This window comes from Planctobacterium marinum (genome assembly GCF_020687805.1).
GTDB classification, from domain to species: Bacteria; Pseudomonadota; Gammaproteobacteria; order Enterobacterales; family Alteromonadaceae; genus Planctobacterium; species Planctobacterium marinum.
The window spans coordinates 302,369-323,829 of record NZ_JAJEWQ010000005.1 but is presented as its reverse complement, the minus strand read 5'-3'; the positions used below and the strand labels follow the sequence as shown (position 1 = coordinate 323,829).

The 21,461-nt window shown below is 46.7% G+C and carries 22 protein-coding genes; 15 read left to right on the top strand and 7 right to left on the bottom strand.

Annotated features, from left to right (window positions below; all coding sequences use genetic code 11):
• Window positions 1-2 precede the first annotated feature (2 nt).
• From LJ740_RS17660 to LJ740_RS17610, 11 genes are all read left to right on the top strand, one after another.
• Complete coding sequence (locus tag LJ740_RS17660) at window positions 3-770, top strand: ParA family protein (protein ID WP_229530443.1); 768 nt, start codon at window positions 3-5, stop codon at window positions 768-770.
• Window positions 771-897: 127 nt separating this feature from the next.
• Complete coding sequence (locus LJ740_RS17655; RefSeq protein WP_229530442.1) at window positions 898-1,788, top strand: ParB/RepB/Spo0J family partition protein; 891 nt, start codon at window positions 898-900, stop codon at window positions 1,786-1,788.
• Between the two features lie 143 nt (window positions 1,789-1,931).
• Complete coding sequence (locus tag LJ740_RS17650; protein ID WP_229530441.1) at window positions 1,932-2,327, top strand: ATP synthase subunit I; 396 nt, start codon at window positions 1,932-1,934, stop codon at window positions 2,325-2,327.
• Window positions 2,328-2,361: 34 nt separating this feature from the next.
• Complete coding sequence (atpB, locus tag LJ740_RS17645) at window positions 2,362-3,201, top strand: F0F1 ATP synthase subunit A (RefSeq protein ID WP_229530440.1); 840 nt, start codon at window positions 2,362-2,364, stop codon at window positions 3,199-3,201.
• Between the two features lie 91 nt (window positions 3,202-3,292).
• Window positions 3,293-3,538: a F0F1 ATP synthase subunit C gene (gene atpE / locus LJ740_RS17640; protein WP_229530439.1), complete on the top strand. Its 246-nt coding sequence runs from the start codon at window positions 3,293-3,295 to the stop codon at window positions 3,536-3,538.
• A 40-nt stretch (window positions 3,539-3,578) separates the two neighbouring features.
• On the top strand, window positions 3,579-4,049 hold the full coding sequence (atpF, locus tag LJ740_RS17635; protein ID WP_229530438.1) for a F0F1 ATP synthase subunit B: 471 nt from the start codon (window positions 3,579-3,581) through the stop codon (window positions 4,047-4,049).
• 13 nt (window positions 4,050-4,062) lie between these two features.
• On the top strand, window positions 4,063-4,596 hold the full coding sequence (atpH, locus tag LJ740_RS17630; protein ID WP_229530437.1) for a F0F1 ATP synthase subunit delta: 534 nt from the start codon (window positions 4,063-4,065) through the stop codon (window positions 4,594-4,596).
• A 14-nt stretch (window positions 4,597-4,610) separates the two neighbouring features.
• Window positions 4,611-6,152 (top strand): F0F1 ATP synthase subunit alpha, encoded by a 1,542-nt coding sequence (gene atpA / locus LJ740_RS17625; RefSeq protein ID WP_229530436.1) that lies wholly within the window; start codon window positions 4,611-4,613, stop codon window positions 6,150-6,152.
• Window positions 6,153-6,207: 55 nt separating this feature from the next.
• Complete coding sequence (atpG, locus tag LJ740_RS17620) at window positions 6,208-7,068, top strand: F0F1 ATP synthase subunit gamma (protein WP_229530435.1); 861 nt, start codon at window positions 6,208-6,210, stop codon at window positions 7,066-7,068.
• 31 nt (window positions 7,069-7,099) lie between these two features.
• Complete coding sequence (atpD, locus tag LJ740_RS17615; protein ID WP_229530434.1) at window positions 7,100-8,485, top strand: F0F1 ATP synthase subunit beta; 1,386 nt, start codon at window positions 7,100-7,102, stop codon at window positions 8,483-8,485.
• A gap of 61 nt (window positions 8,486-8,546) precedes the next feature.
• Entirely contained in the window at window positions 8,547-8,963 is a 417-nt protein-coding gene (locus LJ740_RS17610; protein WP_229530433.1) for a F0F1 ATP synthase subunit epsilon, read from the top strand.
• Between the two features lie 47 nt (window positions 8,964-9,010).
• Here the strand turns inward: LJ740_RS17610 and LJ740_RS17605 are convergent, their stop codons facing one another.
• The 3 genes from LJ740_RS17605 to LJ740_RS17595 form a co-directional block, all read right to left on the bottom strand.
• Window positions 9,011-9,877 (bottom strand): phytanoyl-CoA dioxygenase family protein, encoded by an 867-nt coding sequence (locus LJ740_RS17605; RefSeq protein ID WP_229530432.1) that lies wholly within the window; start codon window positions 9,875-9,877, stop codon window positions 9,011-9,013.
• A gap of 4 nt (window positions 9,878-9,881) precedes the next feature.
• Complete coding sequence (locus LJ740_RS17600) at window positions 9,882-10,784, bottom strand: phytanoyl-CoA dioxygenase family protein (RefSeq protein ID WP_229530431.1); 903 nt, start codon at window positions 10,782-10,784, stop codon at window positions 9,882-9,884.
• 71 nt (window positions 10,785-10,855) lie between these two features.
• The gene (locus LJ740_RS17595) at window positions 10,856-11,368 is read right to left on the bottom strand and encodes a hypothetical protein (RefSeq protein ID WP_229530430.1); all 513 of its coding nucleotides are present in this window, start codon (window positions 11,366-11,368) and stop codon (window positions 10,856-10,858) included.
• A 137-nt stretch (window positions 11,369-11,505) separates the two neighbouring features.
• Between LJ740_RS17595 and LJ740_RS17590 the strand changes: the two genes are divergently transcribed.
• On the top strand, window positions 11,506-12,312 hold the full coding sequence (locus tag LJ740_RS17590) for a helix-turn-helix transcriptional regulator (RefSeq protein WP_229530429.1): 807 nt from the start codon (window positions 11,506-11,508) through the stop codon (window positions 12,310-12,312).
• Here the strand turns inward: LJ740_RS17590 and LJ740_RS17585 are convergent.
• From LJ740_RS17585 to LJ740_RS17575, 3 genes are all read right to left on the bottom strand, one after another.
• A complete protein-coding gene (locus LJ740_RS17585; protein WP_229530428.1) occupies window positions 12,309-12,665 on the bottom strand; it encodes a DUF2750 domain-containing protein in 357 nt (118 codons plus the stop codon). The genes LJ740_RS17590 and LJ740_RS17585 overlap by 4 nt on opposite strands.
• A gap of 112 nt (window positions 12,666-12,777) precedes the next feature.
• Complete coding sequence (locus LJ740_RS17580) at window positions 12,778-13,617, bottom strand: cyanophycinase (RefSeq protein ID WP_229530427.1); 840 nt, start codon at window positions 13,615-13,617, stop codon at window positions 12,778-12,780.
• Between the two features lie 28 nt (window positions 13,618-13,645).
• Window positions 13,646-15,625, bottom strand: coding sequence for an acetate--CoA ligase family protein (locus LJ740_RS17575; RefSeq protein WP_229530426.1), 1,980 nt, complete (start codon window positions 15,623-15,625; stop codon window positions 13,646-13,648).
• 384 nt (window positions 15,626-16,009) lie between these two features.
• Between LJ740_RS17575 and LJ740_RS17570 the strand changes: the two genes are divergently transcribed.
• Complete coding sequence (locus tag LJ740_RS17570) at window positions 16,010-17,257, top strand: amidohydrolase (RefSeq protein WP_377307114.1); 1,248 nt, start codon at window positions 16,010-16,012, stop codon at window positions 17,255-17,257.
• Between the two features lie 419 nt (window positions 17,258-17,676).
• Here the strand turns inward: LJ740_RS17570 and yjdN are convergent, their stop codons facing one another.
• A complete protein-coding gene (yjdN, locus tag LJ740_RS17565) occupies window positions 17,677-18,111 on the bottom strand; it encodes a VOC family metalloprotein YjdN (RefSeq protein WP_229530424.1) in 435 nt (144 codons plus the stop codon).
• 191 nt (window positions 18,112-18,302) lie between these two features.
• Here yjdN and can point away from each other — a divergent pair, with 191 nt between their 5' ends.
• Together can and LJ740_RS17555 are read left to right on the top strand one after the other, a co-directional pair.
• On the top strand, window positions 18,303-18,902 hold the full coding sequence (gene can / locus LJ740_RS17560; protein ID WP_229530423.1) for a carbonate dehydratase: 600 nt from the start codon (window positions 18,303-18,305) through the stop codon (window positions 18,900-18,902).
• Window positions 18,903-19,203: 301 nt separating this feature from the next.
• Window positions 19,204-21,456, top strand: a complete 2,253-nt coding sequence (locus LJ740_RS17555) for an acyl-CoA dehydrogenase (RefSeq protein WP_229530422.1) — start codon at window positions 19,204-19,206, stop codon at window positions 21,454-21,456.
• The last annotated feature ends 5 nt before the right edge of the window (window positions 21,457-21,461 follow it).

The following is a 21,461-nucleotide window of genomic DNA, read 5'->3' as shown; positions in this document are numbered from 1 at the left end:
TTTTGGGCAAGGTAATCGCAATAGCAAATCAAAAAGGTGGTGTGGGTAAAACCACTACCGCGGTCAATGTGGCTGCCTCTATGGCGGCAACGAAGCGCAAAGTGTTGTTGATAGATCTCGATCCCCAGGGCAATGCAACTATGGGTAGTGGCATTGATAAATACGAGGTGGAATCAACAGCTTACGAGTTATTGATTGAAGAAAAACCGATTCAGGATGTGATTGTTGAAGCCACCACAGGTAAATATCATCTGGTGGCAGCCAACGGCGACGTTACTGCCGCTGAAATCAAACTGATGGAAGTCTTTGCCCGCGAATTGCGACTGCGCAATGCCATTCAGCCGGTACGCGAGCACTACGATTTTATTTTTATTGACTGCCCCCCTTCCCTCAGTCAGTTAACGGTAAATGCCATGGCAGCAGCCGATTCCGTATTAGTGCCTATGCAGTGTGAGTATTACGCGCTGGAAGGTTTAACGGCACTGCTGGATACCATTCAGAAGTTGGCGTCAGTGGTTAACCCACAGCTGAAAATCGAAGGCGTGTTACGCACCATGTACGACCCGCGCAACCGACTGGCCAACGATGTATCTGAACAACTAAAGCGGCATTTTGGGGAGCAGGTATATCGCACCGTTATCCCCCGTAATGTGCGTCTGGCAGAAGCGCCCAGTTTTGGTGCGCCTGCCATGTATTACGAAAAATCATCCACAGGTGCCAAGGCCTACCTGGCGCTGGCCGGTGAAATTTTGCGTCGGGGTAAAAAGTAAATCAAACCTGTAGTTCGGGCTTTGGTCCGACAATACCAGGTCGTTTTGACAAAGCGGTCGGACTGACGTCCGGCCTGTAAAATCCGATTACCTTCAGGTAATTGCCAGTATTGTCCAAGAGATTATTATGTCAGCGAAGAAAAGAGGATTAGGACGGGGCTTAGATGCCTTGCTAGCAACCAGCCAGACACAGCGCGAAGTGAAAATCGATGATGTGCCTGAGATAGCGGAAAACAAAGGCGAATTACAAAAACTGCCGGTGGAATTTTTACAGCCTGGTCGCTATCAACCTCGTAAAGACATGTCTCCGGAAGCACTGGAAGAACTGGCCTCCTCCATTCGTTCGCAAGGAATTATCCAGCCTATCGTGGTTCGCCAGATGGCTGAAAACAAATATGAAATTATTGCCGGTGAACGTCGTTGGCGTGCAGCGCAGCTTGCTGAACTGGACGTAGTGCCTTGCCTGATTAAAGACGTGCCGGATGAAGTGGCTGTTGCCATTGCCCTGATTGAGAACATTCAGCGCGAAGATCTCAATGCCATGGAAGAAGCCCAGGCACTGGAAAGATTAATTTTGGAATTTGAGTTGACCCACCAGGAAGTGGCCGAAGCGGTAGGCAAATCCCGCACCACCGTAACGAATCTTTTACGTCTGAATAATCTCAATGAGGATGTTAAAACCTTACTGGAACACGGTGATATTGAGATGGGGCACGCCAGAGCCTTGTTAACCCTGGAAGGTGAAAAACAAAGTGAAGCAGCACAAACGGTGGCCAACAAAGGGTTAACCGTCAGAGATACCGAGTCACTGGTGCGCAAAATTATGCAACCTAAGCCGGAAAAAGCAGAACCGGTAGAAGACCCGGATGTAAAAAGTCTGGAAAATCGTCTGGGTGAAAATCTCGGCACCACTGTTGCCATCTCTCATAATGCCAAAGGCAAAGGCAAGCTGGTGATCAACTTTGGCACCCTGGAACAATTAGACGGGATTTTGTCCCATATTGAAAAGAATTCATAAAAACGTCGCGGTAAAGTAATTCTGTGATGATAATGTAACCGGATCTTTCAGACTTAGAGCGGTTTGGCTTGAAAACTGGTTTTAAAGCAGTATACTTTTCGCGCTTTAAGTTTCTGTGTGACCCTATGAGGAACTCTTAGCTTATGGATTTGGCAAAAGCCGGTAAAAGGTTGGCCAAACAGATGCTAGTCTTGCAATTTGCGATAGTCATCCTGTCAGGTATGGTATTTTTTCTGATGGATGGCCTCTCCTCCGCAATCTCCGTAGTCACTGGTGGAACATTGAGCGTATTGACCAATGCTGTTTTCGCGTTTTATGTGTTCCGCTTTTCCGGCGCCAGTAAAACCAGAGAAGTCGTAAACAGCATGAAAAAAGGGAACAAATTAAAATTGTTGCTGGTGTTGTTGGCTTTCATGGCCATTTACCAAATTCCCTTTTTGGATAAAGCGAAAGTGATTTTAGGGTTTTGCAGCATGTTGTTACTGCAGTACCCAATACTGATTATTTTGCACCGTGTGAATAACAAACACGTTGCCTGAAAAGATTTTTAAACTTAAACATTTAGGATAGAAAATGGCTGCATCTGGTGGTGAACTGACAGGTTCACAATATATTTTGCACCACTTAACCAATGCAAAGATGTGCTCGACCGATACGGGTCTGGCCTTCAATAAAGCATGTGCGGATAGTGGATTTTGGGTTTGGCATATTGATACCCTGGGTTGGTCAATTGCGTTAGGTATTTTGTTTTTAGCCATTTTTAGAAGTGCGGCTAAAAAAGCGGATACCGGTGTACCAGGTAAGTTTCAGTGCTTCATCGAGATGATCGTGGAATTTGTTAACGATACCGTTAACAGTACTTTCCATGGCAGAAACCCGGTTATTGCACCTCTGGCATTAACGATATTCATGTGGGTATTGTTGATGAACATCATGGATATCATTCCGATTGACTGGTTACCGGCTACGGCAGGTTTAATCGGCGCGTCTTTCTTCGGCATGGATTCGCATGATGTGTACATGAAGGTGGTACCTACTACAGATCTTAACCTGACCTTTGCCCTGTCTATCGGCGTGTTTGTGTTAATGATTTACTACTCATTTAAAGTGAAAGGATTTGGCTTTGTTAAGGAGCTGTCTATGAATCCTTTTAATCACTGGGCATTTATCCCGGTAAACCTGGTTCTGGAACTGGTTACTCTGTTCGCTAAGCCGCTATCGCTGGCACTGCGTTTGTTCGGTAACCTGTACGCAGCAGAACTGATCTTCATTTTGATCGCGATGGTGGGCTTGTTCCAGCTACCACTGCATTTCATTTGGGCTACGTTCCATATTCTGGTAATTCCGTTACAGGCATTTATTTTTATGATGCTGAGTATCGTTTATCTGAGCATGGCGCACGAAAAACACTAGATTCAACGGCATCGTATTTCCAGTTTGGAAATGCGCTGCTGAAGATTTTTTAAACTTCAACTTTAAACTTTAACTAAAAGGTAAATTAAACATGGAAATCTTAGGTAATTTGTATATTGCTGTTGGCATCCTGATCGGTCTTTGCGCTTTAGGTCCGGCGATCGGTTTCGGTATTTTGGGTGGTAAATTCCTTGAGTCTTCTGCTCGTCAGCCTGAATTGGCGCCTGCTCTGCAAACTCGTATGTTCATCGTAGCTGGTCTTATCGATGCGATCGCGATGATCGGTGTTGCTATTGCACTTTACATTCTGTTCGTTGAAGGTCCGAAATTCGTATAAACACACGGCTTAGATTTTAACGAACAGAGGAGATGGGGTTGTGAATATCAACGCTACTCTAATTGGACAATCAATTGCTTTCATCGTATTCGTACTTTTCTGTATGAAATACGTATGGCCCCACCTGTTGGGTGCAATTGAAGAGCGCCAAAAGAAAATTGCTGATGGTCTTGCTGCGTCTGATCGCGCAGAGAAAGATCTCGAATTAGCTCAGAAAAAAGCAACTGAGCAAATGAAAGAAGCAAAAGCACAGGCGGCTGACATCATTGAACAAGCGAAAAAGCGCGCGACACAAATCGTTGATGAGGAAACTCAACGCGGTCACGAAGAGCGTGCCAAAATCATTGATCAAGGTAAAGCCGAAGTCGAAGCTGAACGTAATCGTGTTAAAGAAGAACTTCGCAAACAGGTTGCAACTCTGGCAGTTGTGGGCGCGGAGCGTATCTTAGCTCGTGAAATTGATTCAGCAGCACACAGTGACATTGTTGAAAAACTTGTCACCGAGCTATAAGGGAGACTGAGCTATGTCTGAATTGACAACCGTTGCTCGTCCCTATGCGAATGCTGCATTTGATTACGCAGTAGAAAATCAGGCCGTCACTGACTGGCTGGATATGCTGCATTTTGCTGCAGAAGTTGCCAAAAACGAAACTGTTAAAGAAATGCTCAGCGGCGCTGTCGCAGCAGAAACCTTAGCGGATTTGTTTATCAATCTTTGCGGTGAACAATTGAATGAGAATGGCCAAAACTTTATTAAAGTTTTGGCTGAAAACAAGCGCTTACAGGCCTTACCAGAGATTTTGGTACTGTTTACTGAGTTGAAAGCGGAATACGAGAAAGAGATTGACGTTGATGTTACATCAGCGACGGACCTTTCCGATGCGCAACAACAGGAAATCAGTCAGTCTTTGGAAAAACGCCTTGCACGAAAAGTTAAGCTGAATTGTAACGTGGATCCTAAATTGATTGCCGGCTTTGTAATCCAGGCTGGTGACATGGTTATCGACGGCTCCATTAAGAGTAAACTCAACCGTCTTACGGACGCGTTACAAGCATAACGAGGAAAAAGGGCATGCAACTTAATTCCACTGAAATTGCAGAACTGATCAAAAAACGTATTGAACAGTTTGAAGTAGTAAGTGAAGCTCGCAACGAAGGTACTATTGTTAGTGTTACTGACGGTATCATTCGTGTACACGGTCTTGCAGATGTAATGCAAGGTGAAATGATTGAGCTTCCTGGCAATCGCTACGCGATTGCATTGAACCTGGAACGTGACTCTGTTGGTGCAGTTGTCATGGGTCCATACGCAGACTTAAAAGAAGGCACAAAAGTTAACTCTACCGGCCGTATCCTTGAGGTACCAGTAGGTCGTGCACTTTTAGGCCGTGTTGTTAACACTTTGGGTGAGCCAATTGATGGTAAAGGTTCAATCGACGCTGAAGGTTTTGAACCTGTTGAAAAAATCGCACCTGGTGTTATCGACCGTCAATCAGTAGATCAACCAGTACAAACTGGTTACAAATCTGTTGACTCTATGATTCCAATCGGTCGTGGCCAGCGTGAGCTGGTTATCGGTGACCGTCAGACGGGTAAAACAGCTCTGGCTGTTGATGCCATCATTAACCAGAAAGGTACCGGCATTAAGTGTATCTACGTAGCGGTAGGCCAGAAGGCTTCTACTATTGCTAACGTAGTGCGCAAGCTGGAAGAGCACGGTGCAATGGATCACACCATTGTCGTTGCAGCTTCTGCTTCTGAATCAGCAGCACTGCAATACCTGGCACCTTACTCTGGTTGTACTATGGGTGAATTCTTCCGTGACCGCGGTGAAGATGCGTTGATCATCTATGATGATTTGTCTAAGCAGGCTGTTGCTTATCGTCAAATCTCATTGTTGTTACGTCGTCCGCCAGGTCGTGAAGCTTACCCAGGTGACGTTTTCTATTTGCACTCCCGTTTGTTAGAACGTGCTGCACGTGTAAACCCGGTTTACGTAGAGCGTTACACTAACGGTGAAGTTAAAGGCAAAACGGGTTCACTGACTGCGTTACCTATCATTGAAACGCAAGCCGGTGACGTATCTGCTTTCGTACCTACCAACGTAATCTCCATCACAGATGGTCAGATCTTCCTGGAAACTAACCTGTTTAACGCTGGTATTCGTCCTGCTGTTAACGCCGGTATCTCAGTTTCTCGTGTTGGTGGTGCAGCTCAGACTAAAATCATCAAAAAGCTGGGTGGTGGTATCCGTTTGGCATTGGCTCAGTACCGTGAATTGGCGGCTTTCTCGCAGTTCGCATCTGACCTTGATGAAGCCACTCGTGCTCAGTTAGAGCATGGTGAGCGCGTAACCGAGCTGATGAAGCAGAAGCAGTATGCGCCTCTGTCCATTGCTGATATGGCGGTTTCTCTGTTCGCAGTAGAAAAAGGCTTTTTGAAAGACATCGAACTGAACAAGGTTCTGGATTTTGAATCGGCTTTACACTCTTACATGAACAGTGAAGAAGCTGAGCTGATGGGCAACATCAACGCTTCTGGTGATTACAACAAAGACATTGAAGGTGCTTTGGCTGCGGCCTTAGAGAAATTCAAGTCAACACAAACGTGGTGATGAACCCGAAGGAATGAAGCGTCAGCTTCATTCCTTGTAATCACAGGAGAGTATGATGGCAATCGGTAAAGAGATAAAAGGCAAAATCGGCAGCATCAAGAATACGCAAAAAATCACCAGCGCGATGGAGATGGTTGCGGCTTCGAAGATGAAAAAAGCGCAAGATCGCATGCTTGCCAGTCGTCCTTATGCAGTCAGTATGCGTAAGGTTATCGGCCACATTGCTCATGGTAACCTGGAATACAAACATCCCTATCTGGAAGAGCGTGAAGTTAAACGCGTTGGTTTTATTGTTATTTCTACTGACCGCGGTTTGTGCGGTGGTTTGAATACCAACGAGTTTAAGCTTGTCACTAAAGCGGTAAAGGAATGGCAAAGCAAAGGCGTGGAAGTTGATTTCGCGGCCCTTGGTGCCAAGGCTTGCGGCTTTTTTAATCGTTTCGGCGGCAAAGTATTAGCTGCTGAATCCGGTTTAGGTGAAGCACCTTCAGCCAGTGATGTTATAGGTTTGGTTCAGGTGATGTTGGAACAATTCAACGAAGGTAAACTGGATAAGATTTTCCTGGTGAACAATCGTTTTGAAAATACCATGTCACAAGTACCTGAAATTGAGCAATTGCTGCCTTTGCCAAAATCTGATGATGATGATTTAAAACATCGCTGGGATTACATCTACGAACCGGATCCAAAACCGATTTTGGATACATTGTTGGTTCGCTACATTGAATCTCAGGTATATCAGGGCGTCGTTGAAAACGCAGCATCAGAACAAGCTGCACGCATGGTAGCCATGAAAGCGGCTACGGATAACGCCGGTAACCTTATTGATGAGTTACAACTGGTATACAACAAAGCACGTCAGGCCGCAATCACACAAGAAATCAGTGAGATTGTTGGTGGTGCTGCTGCGGTGTAGGCAAAGGTTTATAAATTAACGGAGACTAAATATGAGTCTGGGTAAAGTCGTCCAAATTATCGGTGCTGTTGTGGATATTGAATTTCCACAAGACGCAGTACCAGCAGTGTACGACGCACTTAAAGTCACTGGTGGTGATCTCGAGGGTTTGACTCTTGAAGTTCAGCAGCAGCTGGGTGGCGGTGTTGTACGTGCCATTGCATTGGGTACTACTGACGGTCTACGTCGTGGTATCAAAGTTGAAAATACAAACAGTCCAATTCAGGTGCCGGTTGGTACAGCCACACTTGGTCGTATCATGGACGTTTTGGGTAATCCAATTGATGAAGCAGGTCCTATCGGTGAAGAAGAGCGTATGTCTATTCACCGTGAAGCGCCCTCTTATGAAGATCAGTCCAGCTCCATTGAGCTACTGGAAACAGGCATCAAGGTAATCGACCTGGTATGTCCGTTCGCTAAGGGGGGTAAGGTTGGTCTGTTCGGTGGTGCCGGTGTAGGTAAAACCGTAAACATGATGGAACTGATTCGTAACATCGCCATCGAGCACAGCGGCTACTCAGTATTCGCCGGTGTGGGTGAGCGTACTCGTGAGGGTAATGACTTCTATCACGAAATGAACGAGTCAAACGTACTGGATAAAGTATCTCTGGTATATGGTCAGATGAACGAGCCACCGGGCAACCGTTTGCGCGTAGCACTGACAGGTCTGACGATGGCAGAAAAATTCCGTGACGAAGGTCGTGACGTTCTGTTTTTCGTGGATAACATCTACCGTTATACACTGGCAGGTACTGAGGTATCAGCACTTCTGGGTCGTATGCCTTCTGCGGTAGGTTATCAGCCTACTCTGGCAGAAGAGATGGGTGTACTACAGGAGCGTATCGCTTCTACTAAAACAGGTTCAATCACGTCAATTCAGGCGGTATACGTACCAGCCGATGACTTGACTGACCCTTCACCTGCTACAACGTTCGCTCACCTGGATGCAACAGTCGTACTGTCTCGTGATATCGCTTCTTTGGGTATCTACCCTGCAGTTGACCCGCTTGACTCTACTTCGCGTCAGTTGGATCCACTGGTAATCGGTCAGGAACACTACGAAACTGCTCGTGGCGTTCAGACTGTACTGCAGCGTTATAAAGAGCTGAAAGACATCATTGCAATTTTGGGTATGGACGAACTGTCTGATGAAGACAAGCAGGTCGTAACTCGTGCTCGTAAAATTCAGCGTTTCTTGTCTCAGCCTTTCTTCGTAGCCGAAGTCTTCACTGGTTCACCGGGTAAGTACGTATCTTTGAAAGATACTATCGCAGGATTCAAAGGAATTCTGTCTGGTGAATACGACAGCCTTCCTGAGCAAGCCTTCTACATGGTTGGCTCAATCGAAGAAGCTGTAGAAAAAGCGAAGAATATGTAATTGGTCAGGCGTATTGAGTTAATCAATGCGCCTGAGTCCGGGTCCACCGTAGGAGGGGGATATGGCAGCTATGACAACACATCTGGATGTAGTGAGTGCCGAGCAGAGTTTGTTCTCTGGTCGCGTTGAACATCTTCAGGTGACTGGTAGTGAAGGTGAACTGGGTATTCATCCAGGTCACGCTCCATTGCTGACTACCTTACAGCCCGGCATGGTTCGTTTAGTGAAGCAACATGGCGAAGAAGCCCACATATACATCAACGGCGGTGTTCTGGAAATTCAACCAGGCACAGTAACTGTTCTTGCTGATGTGGCGATTCGCGGTGAAGAGCTTGACGAACAATCAGCCCTGGAAGCCAAGCGTCGTGCTGAAGAGCACATTGCTAACCCAGGCTCTGACTTTGACTATGCCGAAGCGGCACACGAATTAGCGCAAGCTATCGCACAGTTGCGGGTTATCCGCTCTATGCGCAAGTAAGCTGATTTTAGAGATTAAAAAACCCGGCCTGTGCCGGGTTTTTTGTTTCAGGGATAATCTTCTCGTTTCACTGGGGGAAACGCCCAGTTAGAAGGCGTAGGCTTTTCCCTGTTGGCATATAAGTCCTGGTAAAACTCTGAGGGTAGTTCTTTGACATGGGAATCATCTTTCATATCTGAATCGTTCATTCTTATGGCCTTGGCATGCAGCAGTGCCATCCAACGCTTTCTCAAATTTACCCAGTTTTCGCTTTGTGAACCTGTCGCCAGTATTTCTTTGGCAGGTCGAAATTCGACATAAATTGTTCGTCTGGAACCCGGGCTGACTTTAGATGTTGAGCCGTGCAATGTCATAACGTCGTGAAATAACACATCCCCCGCTGTAACTGGCACTTGTTGGTGCTGTGGTATATTCCAACCATGCTGCGATGCCAGCTGATGAACATCTTGTTTTTGTTTATGAGAGCCGGGTAGATAGCGCAAACAGCCATCATTTTCATCAGCGTCATCCAGATACACACCCATGGCAAAATAAGGGGCTGTGCCATCGTGAATTGAATCTTGATGCCATGGCACTACGGCCGCAACATGCGAACTTTTAAAATTGATATCAACACCAAGAGGGATGATGTCGCCACCGCCAAGAGATACTATGGCTTTATAGACTTGGGGTGAGCTTAATAATTGGTTTACCAGGGCAGCTTCAGTGCGATAAACATGATTTATCCTGAATACCGTTGTGGGTACCTCAAGGCTGTCCACTGCCGCTTGCTCTAAATCCAGTTCACTGGATAGCGCCAAGGCCTTATTTTCCAGGGCTTTGGCCATGTTATCCAGCCGGGTTAATAAAGCAGAAGGTACGGCGTTTTTAACCACACAATACCCTTCATTTTGATACTTGTTTTTAAGACACATATATCTACCAGTCCAGCATATCCTCTGGTACCGGGTAATCTTTTGATTCCACCGGAAAGGTTCCCCAGACCGCAGGTTGAGGCGGTTCCCTTCTCTCTAATATTTCGTTAACTAATAGCTGCACTTCTGGCGCATCAGGATAATCCTCCCGCCATTGTTGTGGCCATATAGCGGCAGCATCTTTTTGCAAAACTAAACTCATCCATTGCTTTCTGAGTTCAGCCCAATGGTCAGATTGAGATTTTGATTCAACAATAGATTGCCACGGCCGCAACTCAATGTAGATGGTGCGCCTGACACCTGGAGAGCGTTTCGGTTGTGAGCCGTGTAAGATCATCATATCCTGAACTAAAATATCCCCGGCTTTTGCCGGTTGCTCAACAACGCCCGGGATTTCCCAGCCGTGCTCTTTTGATAAGCCCTCGATATCGTAGAGTTTGTGTTGTGTGCCTGGTACATAACGCAAACAGCCATCACCACGCGGCGCATCATCCAGGTAAATACCGACATTCAGGTAAGGATAATCGCGACTGTGCTGTGCGCCCTGATGCCATTTAATTACCGGGTGAGGGTGTTGTTGTTTATAGAGTATATCCATTTGTACCGGTACACTGCCTTTACCGCACAGGGTTTTAGTCAGGTCCAACATTGCCGGTGTGGCCAGGGTCTCCAATACCAGTTCGGCATCTATGGCAAAAATATCATCGTAGCGCATGAGTCTGGGACCGGCTTTGTCCTGTACGATGGCGGCACCGTGAGGTTGCTGATTGTTTTTATGGCTGTTAACAGCCTGCTCTTCCAGTTGTTGGGCCAGATGTTGCCAACGGGAAAGTAGTGATTGTGGAAGGCCATTTTCGACTAAACAATAACCCTCGTCGTGAAACTGTTGAATTTGATTTTTTTCCATTGCTACACCCTGTACCTGTTATCCAGTTCAGGAGTGTAGCTAAGGATACAAAATTAGCCAGAAAAAATACGCTAATCTTTCACTTTGGATCTGCTGTAGAAGCCCAGAAACGCATCCTGCCAGGTTTTTCCATCATCCTGGCTATATTGCCAATGTTGCTTTACCTGACCGTCTTCCAGCGGTGTATAGCTAATCTTATGTAGTACCGGGATACCATCGCTGCCCGGGCGGGTTCCTATTAAAATCATGGAATTTCCCTGTAATCCGCCGTCCAGATAAAGTGCACCTCCGGTGGCATCTATCCAGGTTTGATGCCACTTTTGGGTTTGACGGTCGTAAAAATTAACGCTTTTACCGCTGCTGCCTTTGGCGCCTTGCCAGTTTTCCTGCAGGGTACAGTCGTTAAGCAGTAACTGGATGTTATTGTAGCCCTGAAGGTTACCGTCTTTGTCTTTTACTACCCAGTTGCCTACCCAGAAATCAAACTGTCGGTGCGCTTTTGAGGTGCAATCAGGTACTGACTGCTGGGCACCGGCAGACATGGAAATGAAAACCAGGAATAGGACGTTAAATAACACTTTCATGTTGTGGCTACCTGTTTTTGTCTAATAGCTGCTATCTTAGTCTGTAACATAAATAAAAACTTCCAAATTATTGCTCAAAAATGACGTCAGAGGCGCAGTGTTCGGGTTACAGTCAGTTGCTATTGGATCATCCGAAAATGAAAATCGGGCGATTCAGTTGTCCTGCTGCAAGTCCGGACTTTACTATTGCCGGTGCAATCTCTTTGCCCACTTTAGTGTTTCCTGTGACACCCACTTACATTGAAAAAGCCTATGCTAAGCCGTTTTTATCGGATGCCACCCGGGTCAATATTTATGATGGTGTGCAACCTTATCAACGCCAGGCACTGGACCCCAGAGGTGATCAATGTCACTGGTTTGAATTTACAACAAAGGATTTTTATCAGGCATTGCAGTTGAGTGATTTTCGGGATTTTCAGGTGTCCGAAAACGCAGTGAACCTGGATCAGATAACCATACAACCCAAGCTTTTTCTGACGCAGCTTAAGCTACTTAGCGCCTTACGAAACGGGGAATTAAGTGCGGAGGCGGGTTATGAACAAGGACTGCTATTGTTGGACTGTGTATTAACCCTGCAAACAGACAGTAATATTGCCTGTCTGTCAGCGAAAAAGCGCAATGCCTGGCAGGCGCTGGCTAATGGCGCGCAACAGATGATAGCAACATGTCCGGAAGATAATATTTCAGTGGATTGGATAGCAAAGCAATTAAACAGTTCAGCGTTTCATCTGTGCCGGGTATTTAAAGCGGTTTTTGGCATGAGTTTGCACCAGTATCGCTTAATGCTGCGGTTGAGTTTAGGCCTGGTCCGGTTAATGGATAATCAATCAATAACCGATATTGCCATGAACATGGGTTTTGCATCGCTGGCTCATTTTAGTACAGCGATGCAAAAGGCGGTGGGATGCAACCCGCGAGAAATTCGACGCCAGTTACAAAGTTAACCTAATCGTTCAGCCAACTCCCAGGGTTCAATCACCAAACCTTCGTCGTTTTCATCCGGCATTACCAAAACAGATACTTCGTCGTCTTCCAGACCTGGCGTCCAGTCTTGTAGCCACTTTTCTACAGAAATCGGCATAGGGTTACAATGGGCCCAGTCATCGGTACACCATAATTTTGCCATCGCTTCTTCTGGCCAGACACCGATACAGTCTTCCTGTTCACTGTTAAACATCACCGCACCCACATCATCTGCCAAAATCCACAACTGTTGATGCTTCTTGACCTGATTGATCAGATAGTTATAGCGCTGCTCAGCGGGTTGATTGAGCAGATCTTGTAGGTTTTTATCCATGGTTATCGTTTTTAATCTTTGAGAGTTATCGTCAGTATAACAGTAAAGGACATTTTAAGAGATACCTGGCGCTTATTGCTTCCCTAACTATTTCAATGACATTAACCCAGATTTAAGAAGCCGCAATAATCTTCTTGCGTCTTGAAGGCTTAATCTGCGCCCATTTCGTCATATCAAATCGCGAGCCCTGCACTAAAAACGACGTGGCGATGTTATCCACATCCACCAGTTCGTTTTCTTTAATATCGTGAAAGTTGGAGTAGCGCATTTGGTCGGCGTTAAACATGACCACAATGCCGGCACCAAACACTTCCAGCTTGTCATCCGGGGTAATAAAGGCTGCGGTATTCTCGCCAACACCGATGCCGCGTTTGCTGTGTCCGGAGGCCAGAAAGGCGCAAATTCGCGGGATTCGGCCACGCTCCATAAAGTGGGTGTCCACGGTAATACTGGCGGTGACACCAAATCCCGGTTCAAAAAACACTGCGCCTTTTTGAAAGTCTTTGTCGTCGCCGTCGTAGATCAATGGATCACTCATGATCATAGCGCCGGCACTGGTACCCGCCAGGTGCAGACCGGACTGAAAATACCGATCTTTGATCACTTGTAAAAACCCTGTGTGTAAAAATACATGAGCCAGTTTCACCTGATCACCACCGGTAAAGAAGATCAGGTCAGCTGTCCGGGCAATGTCCAAATAACGTGCTTCTTCGGTATCCCGACGCTCTTTGATATCTAATATCTCTATGTTGTCCACACCCAGACGACGGAAACAGGCTCTGTATTCATCGCCTAACTCATAGCCATACATGGACGCCGTTGGAATAACAGCGATCGTTTTAGGTTGGGTTTTTTCCAGCAGTTTTTGTAAAACTCCGGTGTTACTTTGTCTGTCTTCAGCGCCTCCGATTAAAGTGAGTGTGCCTTTATTGTTGTGCATTAATTTAAACATCCAATTTGCTAATTAAACTGCTTTTAGCCTAGCTTCCCAACAAGGGAGCCGGTTGTAGAATCATTTTTTTGCCAAAATGCGCTTTGATTTCATGCAGGATTAGGGAATGAAACTCGTCTTCAAATTCCACCTGCATCTTTTCTGGTTCTTTGTCACCGCGTCTTACTTCAACGTCATTGCCAATCCGGATCATCACGATAGCGCCGGGCTCCATGTCTTCAGCAAGAATCATTTCGGTTTCGTTGGGATCTTCCAGTACCAATAGATCTGAGCTGTTGTAATACATCCCCTCGGTTTCGTATACCGCCAGCGGCATTTCGGCCAGCAACATTTCCACCCGCGGATTTCTGAGTACATTACGCATATTAGCGTTGTAATCCGGGTTCACCGGAAACTCGTGTTTTTTCAGGAACATGCCTTCCGTACACACGCCGGCAGGGTAGCGGCAGATGTCATGATGCATAACATAATCGATAATGCGTTTCATGCCAGGTTTGCTGAGTTTATTAAAGGTCAGAATGGGGATGCGGGCGTCGAGACTCTCATCAAAGAAGGTTTCGATAATACGAGTGGGTACATCGATTGAGCGACCGTAAGCAGGCTTGAGGTGCATGTAAATGCCGGGAGCGGCATTGATTTCAATGATGCCAAAATTGGCGCGCTTTTGGCCTTGTCTGGGTTTCCAGTCATTGGCTATGTCGTCGGTGATCACATCCAGCGCAAATACCGTGAGTTTGAAATGCTGGGAAATAGCGCGACTCATGGCGATGATTTCAGGGTGCACGATATCGGTTACATCCTCACTGACACCGCCTAACGATAAGTTGGCTACTTTGCGCAAAAAGACTTTTTCACCGCGCTCGACCACTGAGTCCCGATGCAGGCCCGCGTCCTCCAGAGTGTTGTCCATTACATCATCTGTGAGGATTTTACCCAGTGGCGAGGTGGCGGTATCGGCGCGTATTTCTTTGCCGTTTTCGATGTTGATCAGCTCCATCACTGTGGATTCACCGTCACCAACAATATAGGCCGGTTCGCGTTTAACCGCCGCAACAAATTCACCGTCTACGCACAATATGCGGTGATCGCTGCCCTGAATAAAGGTTTCAATAATAATTGATTGTGGCTCGCCTTCCGGTACAGCGGCAATCGCATTGAGGAAGGCTTTGCGCAATTGATCTTCGTTTTCAATGTTGGCGGTTACACCAATGCCTTTGTGACCCACAACCGGCTTGCAAACGACCGGATAGCCGATATCTTCTGCCACTTCGATGGCTTCTTCCAGTTCAAACACCACTTCGCCCTCGGGCACCGGGAAACCGTATTCCGCCAAAAAGGCTTTGCAATCGTCTTTGCGGCAGGTGAAGTCGGAGTCCACGTGGCTGTCCACATCAAAGGTGGTGGCGATACCTCTGACCATGTTTTTGCCATAACCATATTGGAATAAGCCTTCATCCCAGAGATAGGTAACAGGGATGTGTTTTTTGGCCGCCGCTTTGAGCAAACTGTATGAGGTAGGGCCGCCAAATACCGAGCGGTTAAAGGAATCCTGTAATTCTGAAAATTGCGCATCATAGTCAAAGTCATTGTTATCCGGATCGCAGATATACTCAAACCAGTCCCAGACAAAATAGACCACTTTCCAGGAGGTGGTTTTGTGAACCACCTGAAAGGCGATTCTTGCGCCCTGTTCCTTTTCCTGAATTTCCAGTTTGTTCATATGAAGATTCAGATCCAGGCGATTAATGGCAGAAACGGTTTGCCCAAACAATTGTTGATAGCTTTGAAATTCCTGGGTTGCCAGCTCCGGAAGTCGTTCCGCGATGACGGAGTGTAAATCGTTTAACGGAATGGGTTTGGGGTGACCGGTGAAGGCAAAGTCAAAGGCCAGGGCTTCACAGGACAGATCGGGATTTGGGCCTACATAATGACGAAGATTGAAGATATCAAAGGCATCTGAATCTTTTGCATTGGTACGTGAAGTTTGTTCCGGCACTGACTTAGTCATAAATGTGTCCTGTTGAATTGATTGGCGTTAGGCCTGAGGTAGCGACCGAATGCCATGATTTCACCACGCTACCAAATGTCTAAAAGCATAGCAATAATGCACGATATGCCCACTTTTTCAGAAAAAAATAGACATGCAGGCACAATGAAATTTTATACCGGTTTGTCCACCAGAGAGCTGAAAACCCTCGTCTGACGAAGATAAAATGAATATCTATGCAAACTAAAAAAAACATAAATTTTGCTACCGTCTTTCAGGCTGACTGCATGTAAATTTAGTTGAGTCTGTCGGGGCTACGCGGTTAGTATCAGAAACAGACTGATTCTACCCAACAGCAGGACAATAAAAATGATAAAAAAAATCGCACTGGGCATTGCTGCTGCAATGTCTCTTCAGGTGAGCGCGGATGTTGCTCAGGTGGCCGATGAGATTGAACCCAAGGTTATCGAATGGCGACATCACTTTCATCAGCATCCGGAACTGTCTAACGGGGAGTTCGAAACCGCCAAATATATTGCCGACTATATGCGAGAGTTGGGCTTTGAGGTGCAAACCGGGGTGGCGAAAACCGGCGTTGTGGCCATTTTAGACAGCGGGAAACCCGGACCTGTGATTGGCTTGCGGGCTGATATGGACGGTCTGCCGGTACTGGAAAGCAACGATTTAGCGTGGAAATCCACCGCCAAAGGAGAGTACAACGGCAACGAAGTGCCGGTCAGTCATGCCTGTGGCCATGATACGCATATGGCGATGTTAATGGGCGCTGCCACGATACTGGCCAGTAAAAAATCGGAACTCAAAGGCCAGGTGAAGTTTATTTTTCAACCTGCCGAAGAAGGCGCACCTGCCGGAGAGCGCGGTGGGGCTGAGGTGATGGTAGAAGAAGGAGTGCTGAAAAACCCGGATGTAGATGTGATCTTTGGACTGCACATCTGGGCCGGTTTAGATGTCAACACGGTGGCATACCGCGCTGGGGGGATTATGGCTGCGGTGGACCCTTTTAAAGTGGTAGTTAAAGGCAAGCAGGCTCATGGTGCCTATCCCTGGTTGAGTGTCGATCCGGTGGTGACTTCGGCTCAGATTATTATGGGGCTGCAGACTATCGTAAGTCGGGAGCTGGAACTGGTGGAAGATGGCGCTGTAGTCACCATTGGGAAAATTCAGGGGGGCGTGCGCTCGAATATTATTCCCAATGAAGTGGAAATGGTAGGGACTATTCGTACCCTCAATGATGCGGCGCGCGAACACATTTATGAGTCTTTACCGCGCAAAGTGAAAGCGATAGCTGAAAGTATGGGGGCGACGGCGGAAGTGACACTACCACTGGATTACAATTATCCGGTGACGTACAACGATCCCGAGCTGATGGCAGATATGGTAGATACCCTGGTGCGGACTGCCGGTAAAGACCATGTCACCAGTCGCAAACCGACGACCGGCGCTGAAGACTTTTCTTTCTTCCAGAAGGAGATCCCAGGGCTTTACCTGTTTGTAGGTGGTAAACCGCTGGATGTCCCGGTGAAAGAGGCTCCGGCACACCATACCCCGGAATTTTATGTGGATGACTCAGGTATGAAACTGGGCGTAAAACTACTGACAAACCTGACCATGGATTATATGGCTAAGCACTAGAGTGTGTTGAACTTTTCGGTACAATTTTGCAGCAGTCTGTGTGTAATTTATTTGCTAATTCCTTGTAGCTCACCTGCTTCGCAGGCCAGCTAAAGCTGTTCTATGCTGTTCCAACAGCATTTGGTAGACAAGGTGAATGCTTGAAGGTCTGGTGGCTCTTGATAACTGCTCCTGCGTTATTCTAATCACCGACATCCATGTAGGGATAAATCAAAAGCATTTAACGCAGATAATTACACACAGGCGCTGCCCGCAAGGTTCGTCATATAAGCGCTTTACTCTTTGTCACAGCCCTTTGACTTAGAACCACCAGGCCTGTAGGCCTGTTCCGCGATTAAAGCGCTTATATCTGGAACAAATTTCGTGCAGCAAAGGTCAACGCGCTCTGGTCAGTATTATCCGGGCCAGGGAGGGGATTATTACATTGACGGCATCTCATCGCTGTCAACATTTACCATCCAGCTGACGCCATATTTATCTTCTACCATACCGAAAATTTTCGCCCAAAATGTCGGCGCCAACGCCATAGTGACCTTGCCTTCTTCTGCCAGAGCAAAAAAGTATTTTTCTGCCAACTCAACACTGTCTGCGGCTATTGATAGTGAAAATCCTTTAAACTCTGCGGCGCCGGATTCCGGGCTATCAGACATCATGACCCGGGTTTCACCAAACTGCAGTTCAGCATGCATGATCTTCTCGTCCAATCCCGGCGGCATCTGACACGCTTCGCTTTCTTCGGGTGGCATATCCTGAAAGCGCATCAGCATAATCACTTCTGCACCTAAGCTTTTTTGGTAAAAGTTAATTGCGTCTTCGCATTGTCCTTTAAAATTCAGATAGTTTAATAGCTGCATAATTGCTCCATGTATTCACAAGTGGGAGATCCAGGTATAGCAGTTGATTGCTATCCGGCAACTGTGTCCGGGTAAAATTCTGCTTTTCATGGTTAAATCAGTCAGCTATGGGTTAGACAGATCCGAGCTTTCATGTGTACTTATCCAGGTTATACTTTGCCGCAAAGTCGCACGTAAATATGAAGGTATAAATGCAGGACATTCAGTTACTACTCGATAACAATGCCAAATGGGCGGAAGAAATCGACAGAGAAAACCCCGAGTTTTTTGACAAGTTATCCAAACAACAAAAACCCAAATATCTGTGGATTGGCTGTGCCGACAGTCGCGTACCTGCTAATCAGATCGTGGGCCTGTTACCGGGAGAGTTATTTGTACATCGCAATGTGGCCAATATGGTGGTTCACACTGATCTGAATTGTTTGTCAGTATTGCAGTTTGCCGTTGATGTGCTCAAAGTACAGCATATTATTGTTTGTGGGCACTACGGTTGCGGCGGGATCACCGCGGCGCTGAAAGGCGAACCGCTGGGACTTATCGACAACTGGTTAGGGCACATTCAGGATGTTGCGGGTAAGTACGCCCAAGAACTAGACGGTCTGGAAGGCGAAGCCAGAGATGATCGCATGTGCGAAATCAATGTTATCGAGCAGGCAAATAACGTTTTGAGAACCTCAGTGGTTAAATCGGCCAAAGCTGCCGGACAGGAGCTGAACGTGCACAGTTTTATCTATGGCATTAAAAACGGTCGCCTGAAAAAGCTGGGCGAAAACATGTCATTGTCCGCCTGATTATCTTTTCAGAGCTACCTTGTCGGTAGCTCTTATGCCTCTTTTTCGCCAATTCAGGGTGCAAAATTAGCCCAATATGGCTTGCTGACTAGGCTCAAAAACGCCTCCAGGCAGCAATTTCTAAAGTCCCTCTTAAAGCACTAAAAACAATTGTAAATCAGTTGTTTATTACAGGCGCTTAGCGCGGCTTTTTGCTTAAAAATAATACAATTTTTTGAATTATTTGTTAAAAAACTTTGATCCAAAAATCATTTTCTATCATAATCATTTCAACTGGTCGGATGTCAGATGAGTGAATATTATGAGTATACGTACAACGTTTAAGAAGGTTTTACCCCCAATTTCAGTTACTGAGCAAGAGGCGCTGGACGCCGGTGATGTGTGGCTGGAAGCTTCTGTCTATCGTGGCGTTCCCGATATGGCGGCACTGAGAAACGTGCCTCAGGCAAAATTAACAGCAGATGAGCAGGCATTTATTGATGGTCCTCTGCGTGAACTAATCGAAATGGTTGATGATTATCGTCTGCAGGAAGACGGTGTTCATGTTCCGCAAGATATTCTGGACTTTTTAGGCAAGAATAAATTCTTCGCCCTGATCATTCCAAAAGCCTACGGTGGTCTGGAGTTCAGTCCTTATGCTAACTCGACCATTGTGTCGAAAATTGCTTCTCGCAGCTGTGCTGTTGCGGTAACTGTGATGGTGCCTAACTCCTTAGGTCCGGGCGAGTTACTCATGCACTATGGTACTAAAGCACAGCAAGATTACTGGTTACCCAAACTGGCCATTGGTCAGGATATGCCCTGTTTTGCATTAACAGGTCCTGATGCGGGCTCTGATGCCGGTGCGATCCCCGATATTGGTGTTGTGACTAAAGGTATGTGGGAAGGCAAAGAAGTACTGGGTCTGTCTGTGACCTGGGACAAGCGCTATATCACCCTGGCGCCAATCGCCACTGTGTTAGGTTTGGCGTTCAAATGTCTGGATCCCAATGGACTGTTGGGAGACAAAGTCGAATTGGGTATCACCTGTGCCTTGATCCCTAAATCTCACCCTGGTGTGCAGTTAGGTAATCGCCATGATCCAATGGGGATGCGTTTCTACAACGGTACCACTCGTGGTAAAGATGTGTTTATTCCAATGGACTTCATCATTGGTGGTCAAAACAACATCGGTCGCGGTTGGCAGATGCTGGTTGCCTGTCTGGGTGCAGGTCGTGGTATTTCCTTACCAGCACTGGGTACATCGTCGGCTCAGTCGGCGTTCAAAGCGGCTACCGAATATTCTTTTGTTCGTGAACAGTTTGGCGTACCAATTGGTCGTTTCGAAGGTATTCAGGAAAAGCTGGCCGACATGGCGGGTAAAACTTTCCTGTTAGAAGCGATGCGTCAATTGACAACTGAAGGTCTGGGCTTAGGTCTGAAACCCTCAGTGGTGACCGCGATGGCTAAATACCACATGACGGAGCTGGGTCGTGAAGTACTGCAGCACGGCATGGATATCACCGCCGGTAAGGCCATTCAGCAGGGTCCACAAAACACCATGGCCAATGGCTACAAAGCACAGCCTATTGCTATCACGGTAGAAGGGGCTAACATTCTGACCCGCAGTCTGATGATTTTTGGTCAGGGTACAATGCGTTGTCATCCGTACATGAAAGAGCTGGTGGAGCAGATTCACAGTAATGAGAAAGACGCAGATGCGAAATTTAACAAATTACTGAGAAAAACCATCGGATTCAGTGTGGCGAATGCTTTCCGTAGTATGGGTAAGAGCTATTTGCCATTCCTGCGTGGCAGCACGGCTAAATTGCCTGAAGTGGCTAAATACGAGAAGCGCCTGAACAAGGTAGCCTCTAACCTGGCGACGATGGCTGACCTGGCATTGTTGGTGTTAGGTGGTGATCTGAAGAAAGCGGAAATGTTGTCTGCGCGTTTGGGTGACATGATGAGCTATGGTTACATGTCGATGGCGGCGATTCGTTTTTACGAAGCTAAAGTCAGCGAAGCTAATCGTGCCGATGCTAAGCCTTATTTTGAATACGGCATTCAGTGGGCCTTACAACAGGCAGAGCAAGCGCAAAAAGCGTTTGTGGCTAACTTCCCGAACACTGCAGTACGTGGCCTGATGCGTTTGTTAACGGCAACTTACAGCAACAGTACGCATGCCATTTCTGATGATTTGGTGCGTGAGTTGTCAGAAGTCAGTCTGCAGAACAACGCGTTCCGCAACGAAATTACCCATCTGGTAGAAACCAAAGCGGGTGATGGTTATGACATTAACTATCAGGCATTTATCGCCAAACACGCCGTAATGCCGATTTTGCGCAATATCCAAAAAGCGTTGCGCAAAGAGCCAGTGGCTCCGGGTTCTGATTTCGTCACCATAGTTGCGGAAATGCAAAAACGCGGTGTACTGAACCAGGCTGATGCTGACGCCGTATTAGATTATGATGCTAAACGACGTGTGGCAGTCAGAGTCGACGAATACGACTTTGATTTGAACTTACTGAGCGATGAAGTTCCGGTAGCGGTTGAGCACAAACCCGCTGCGTAAATACC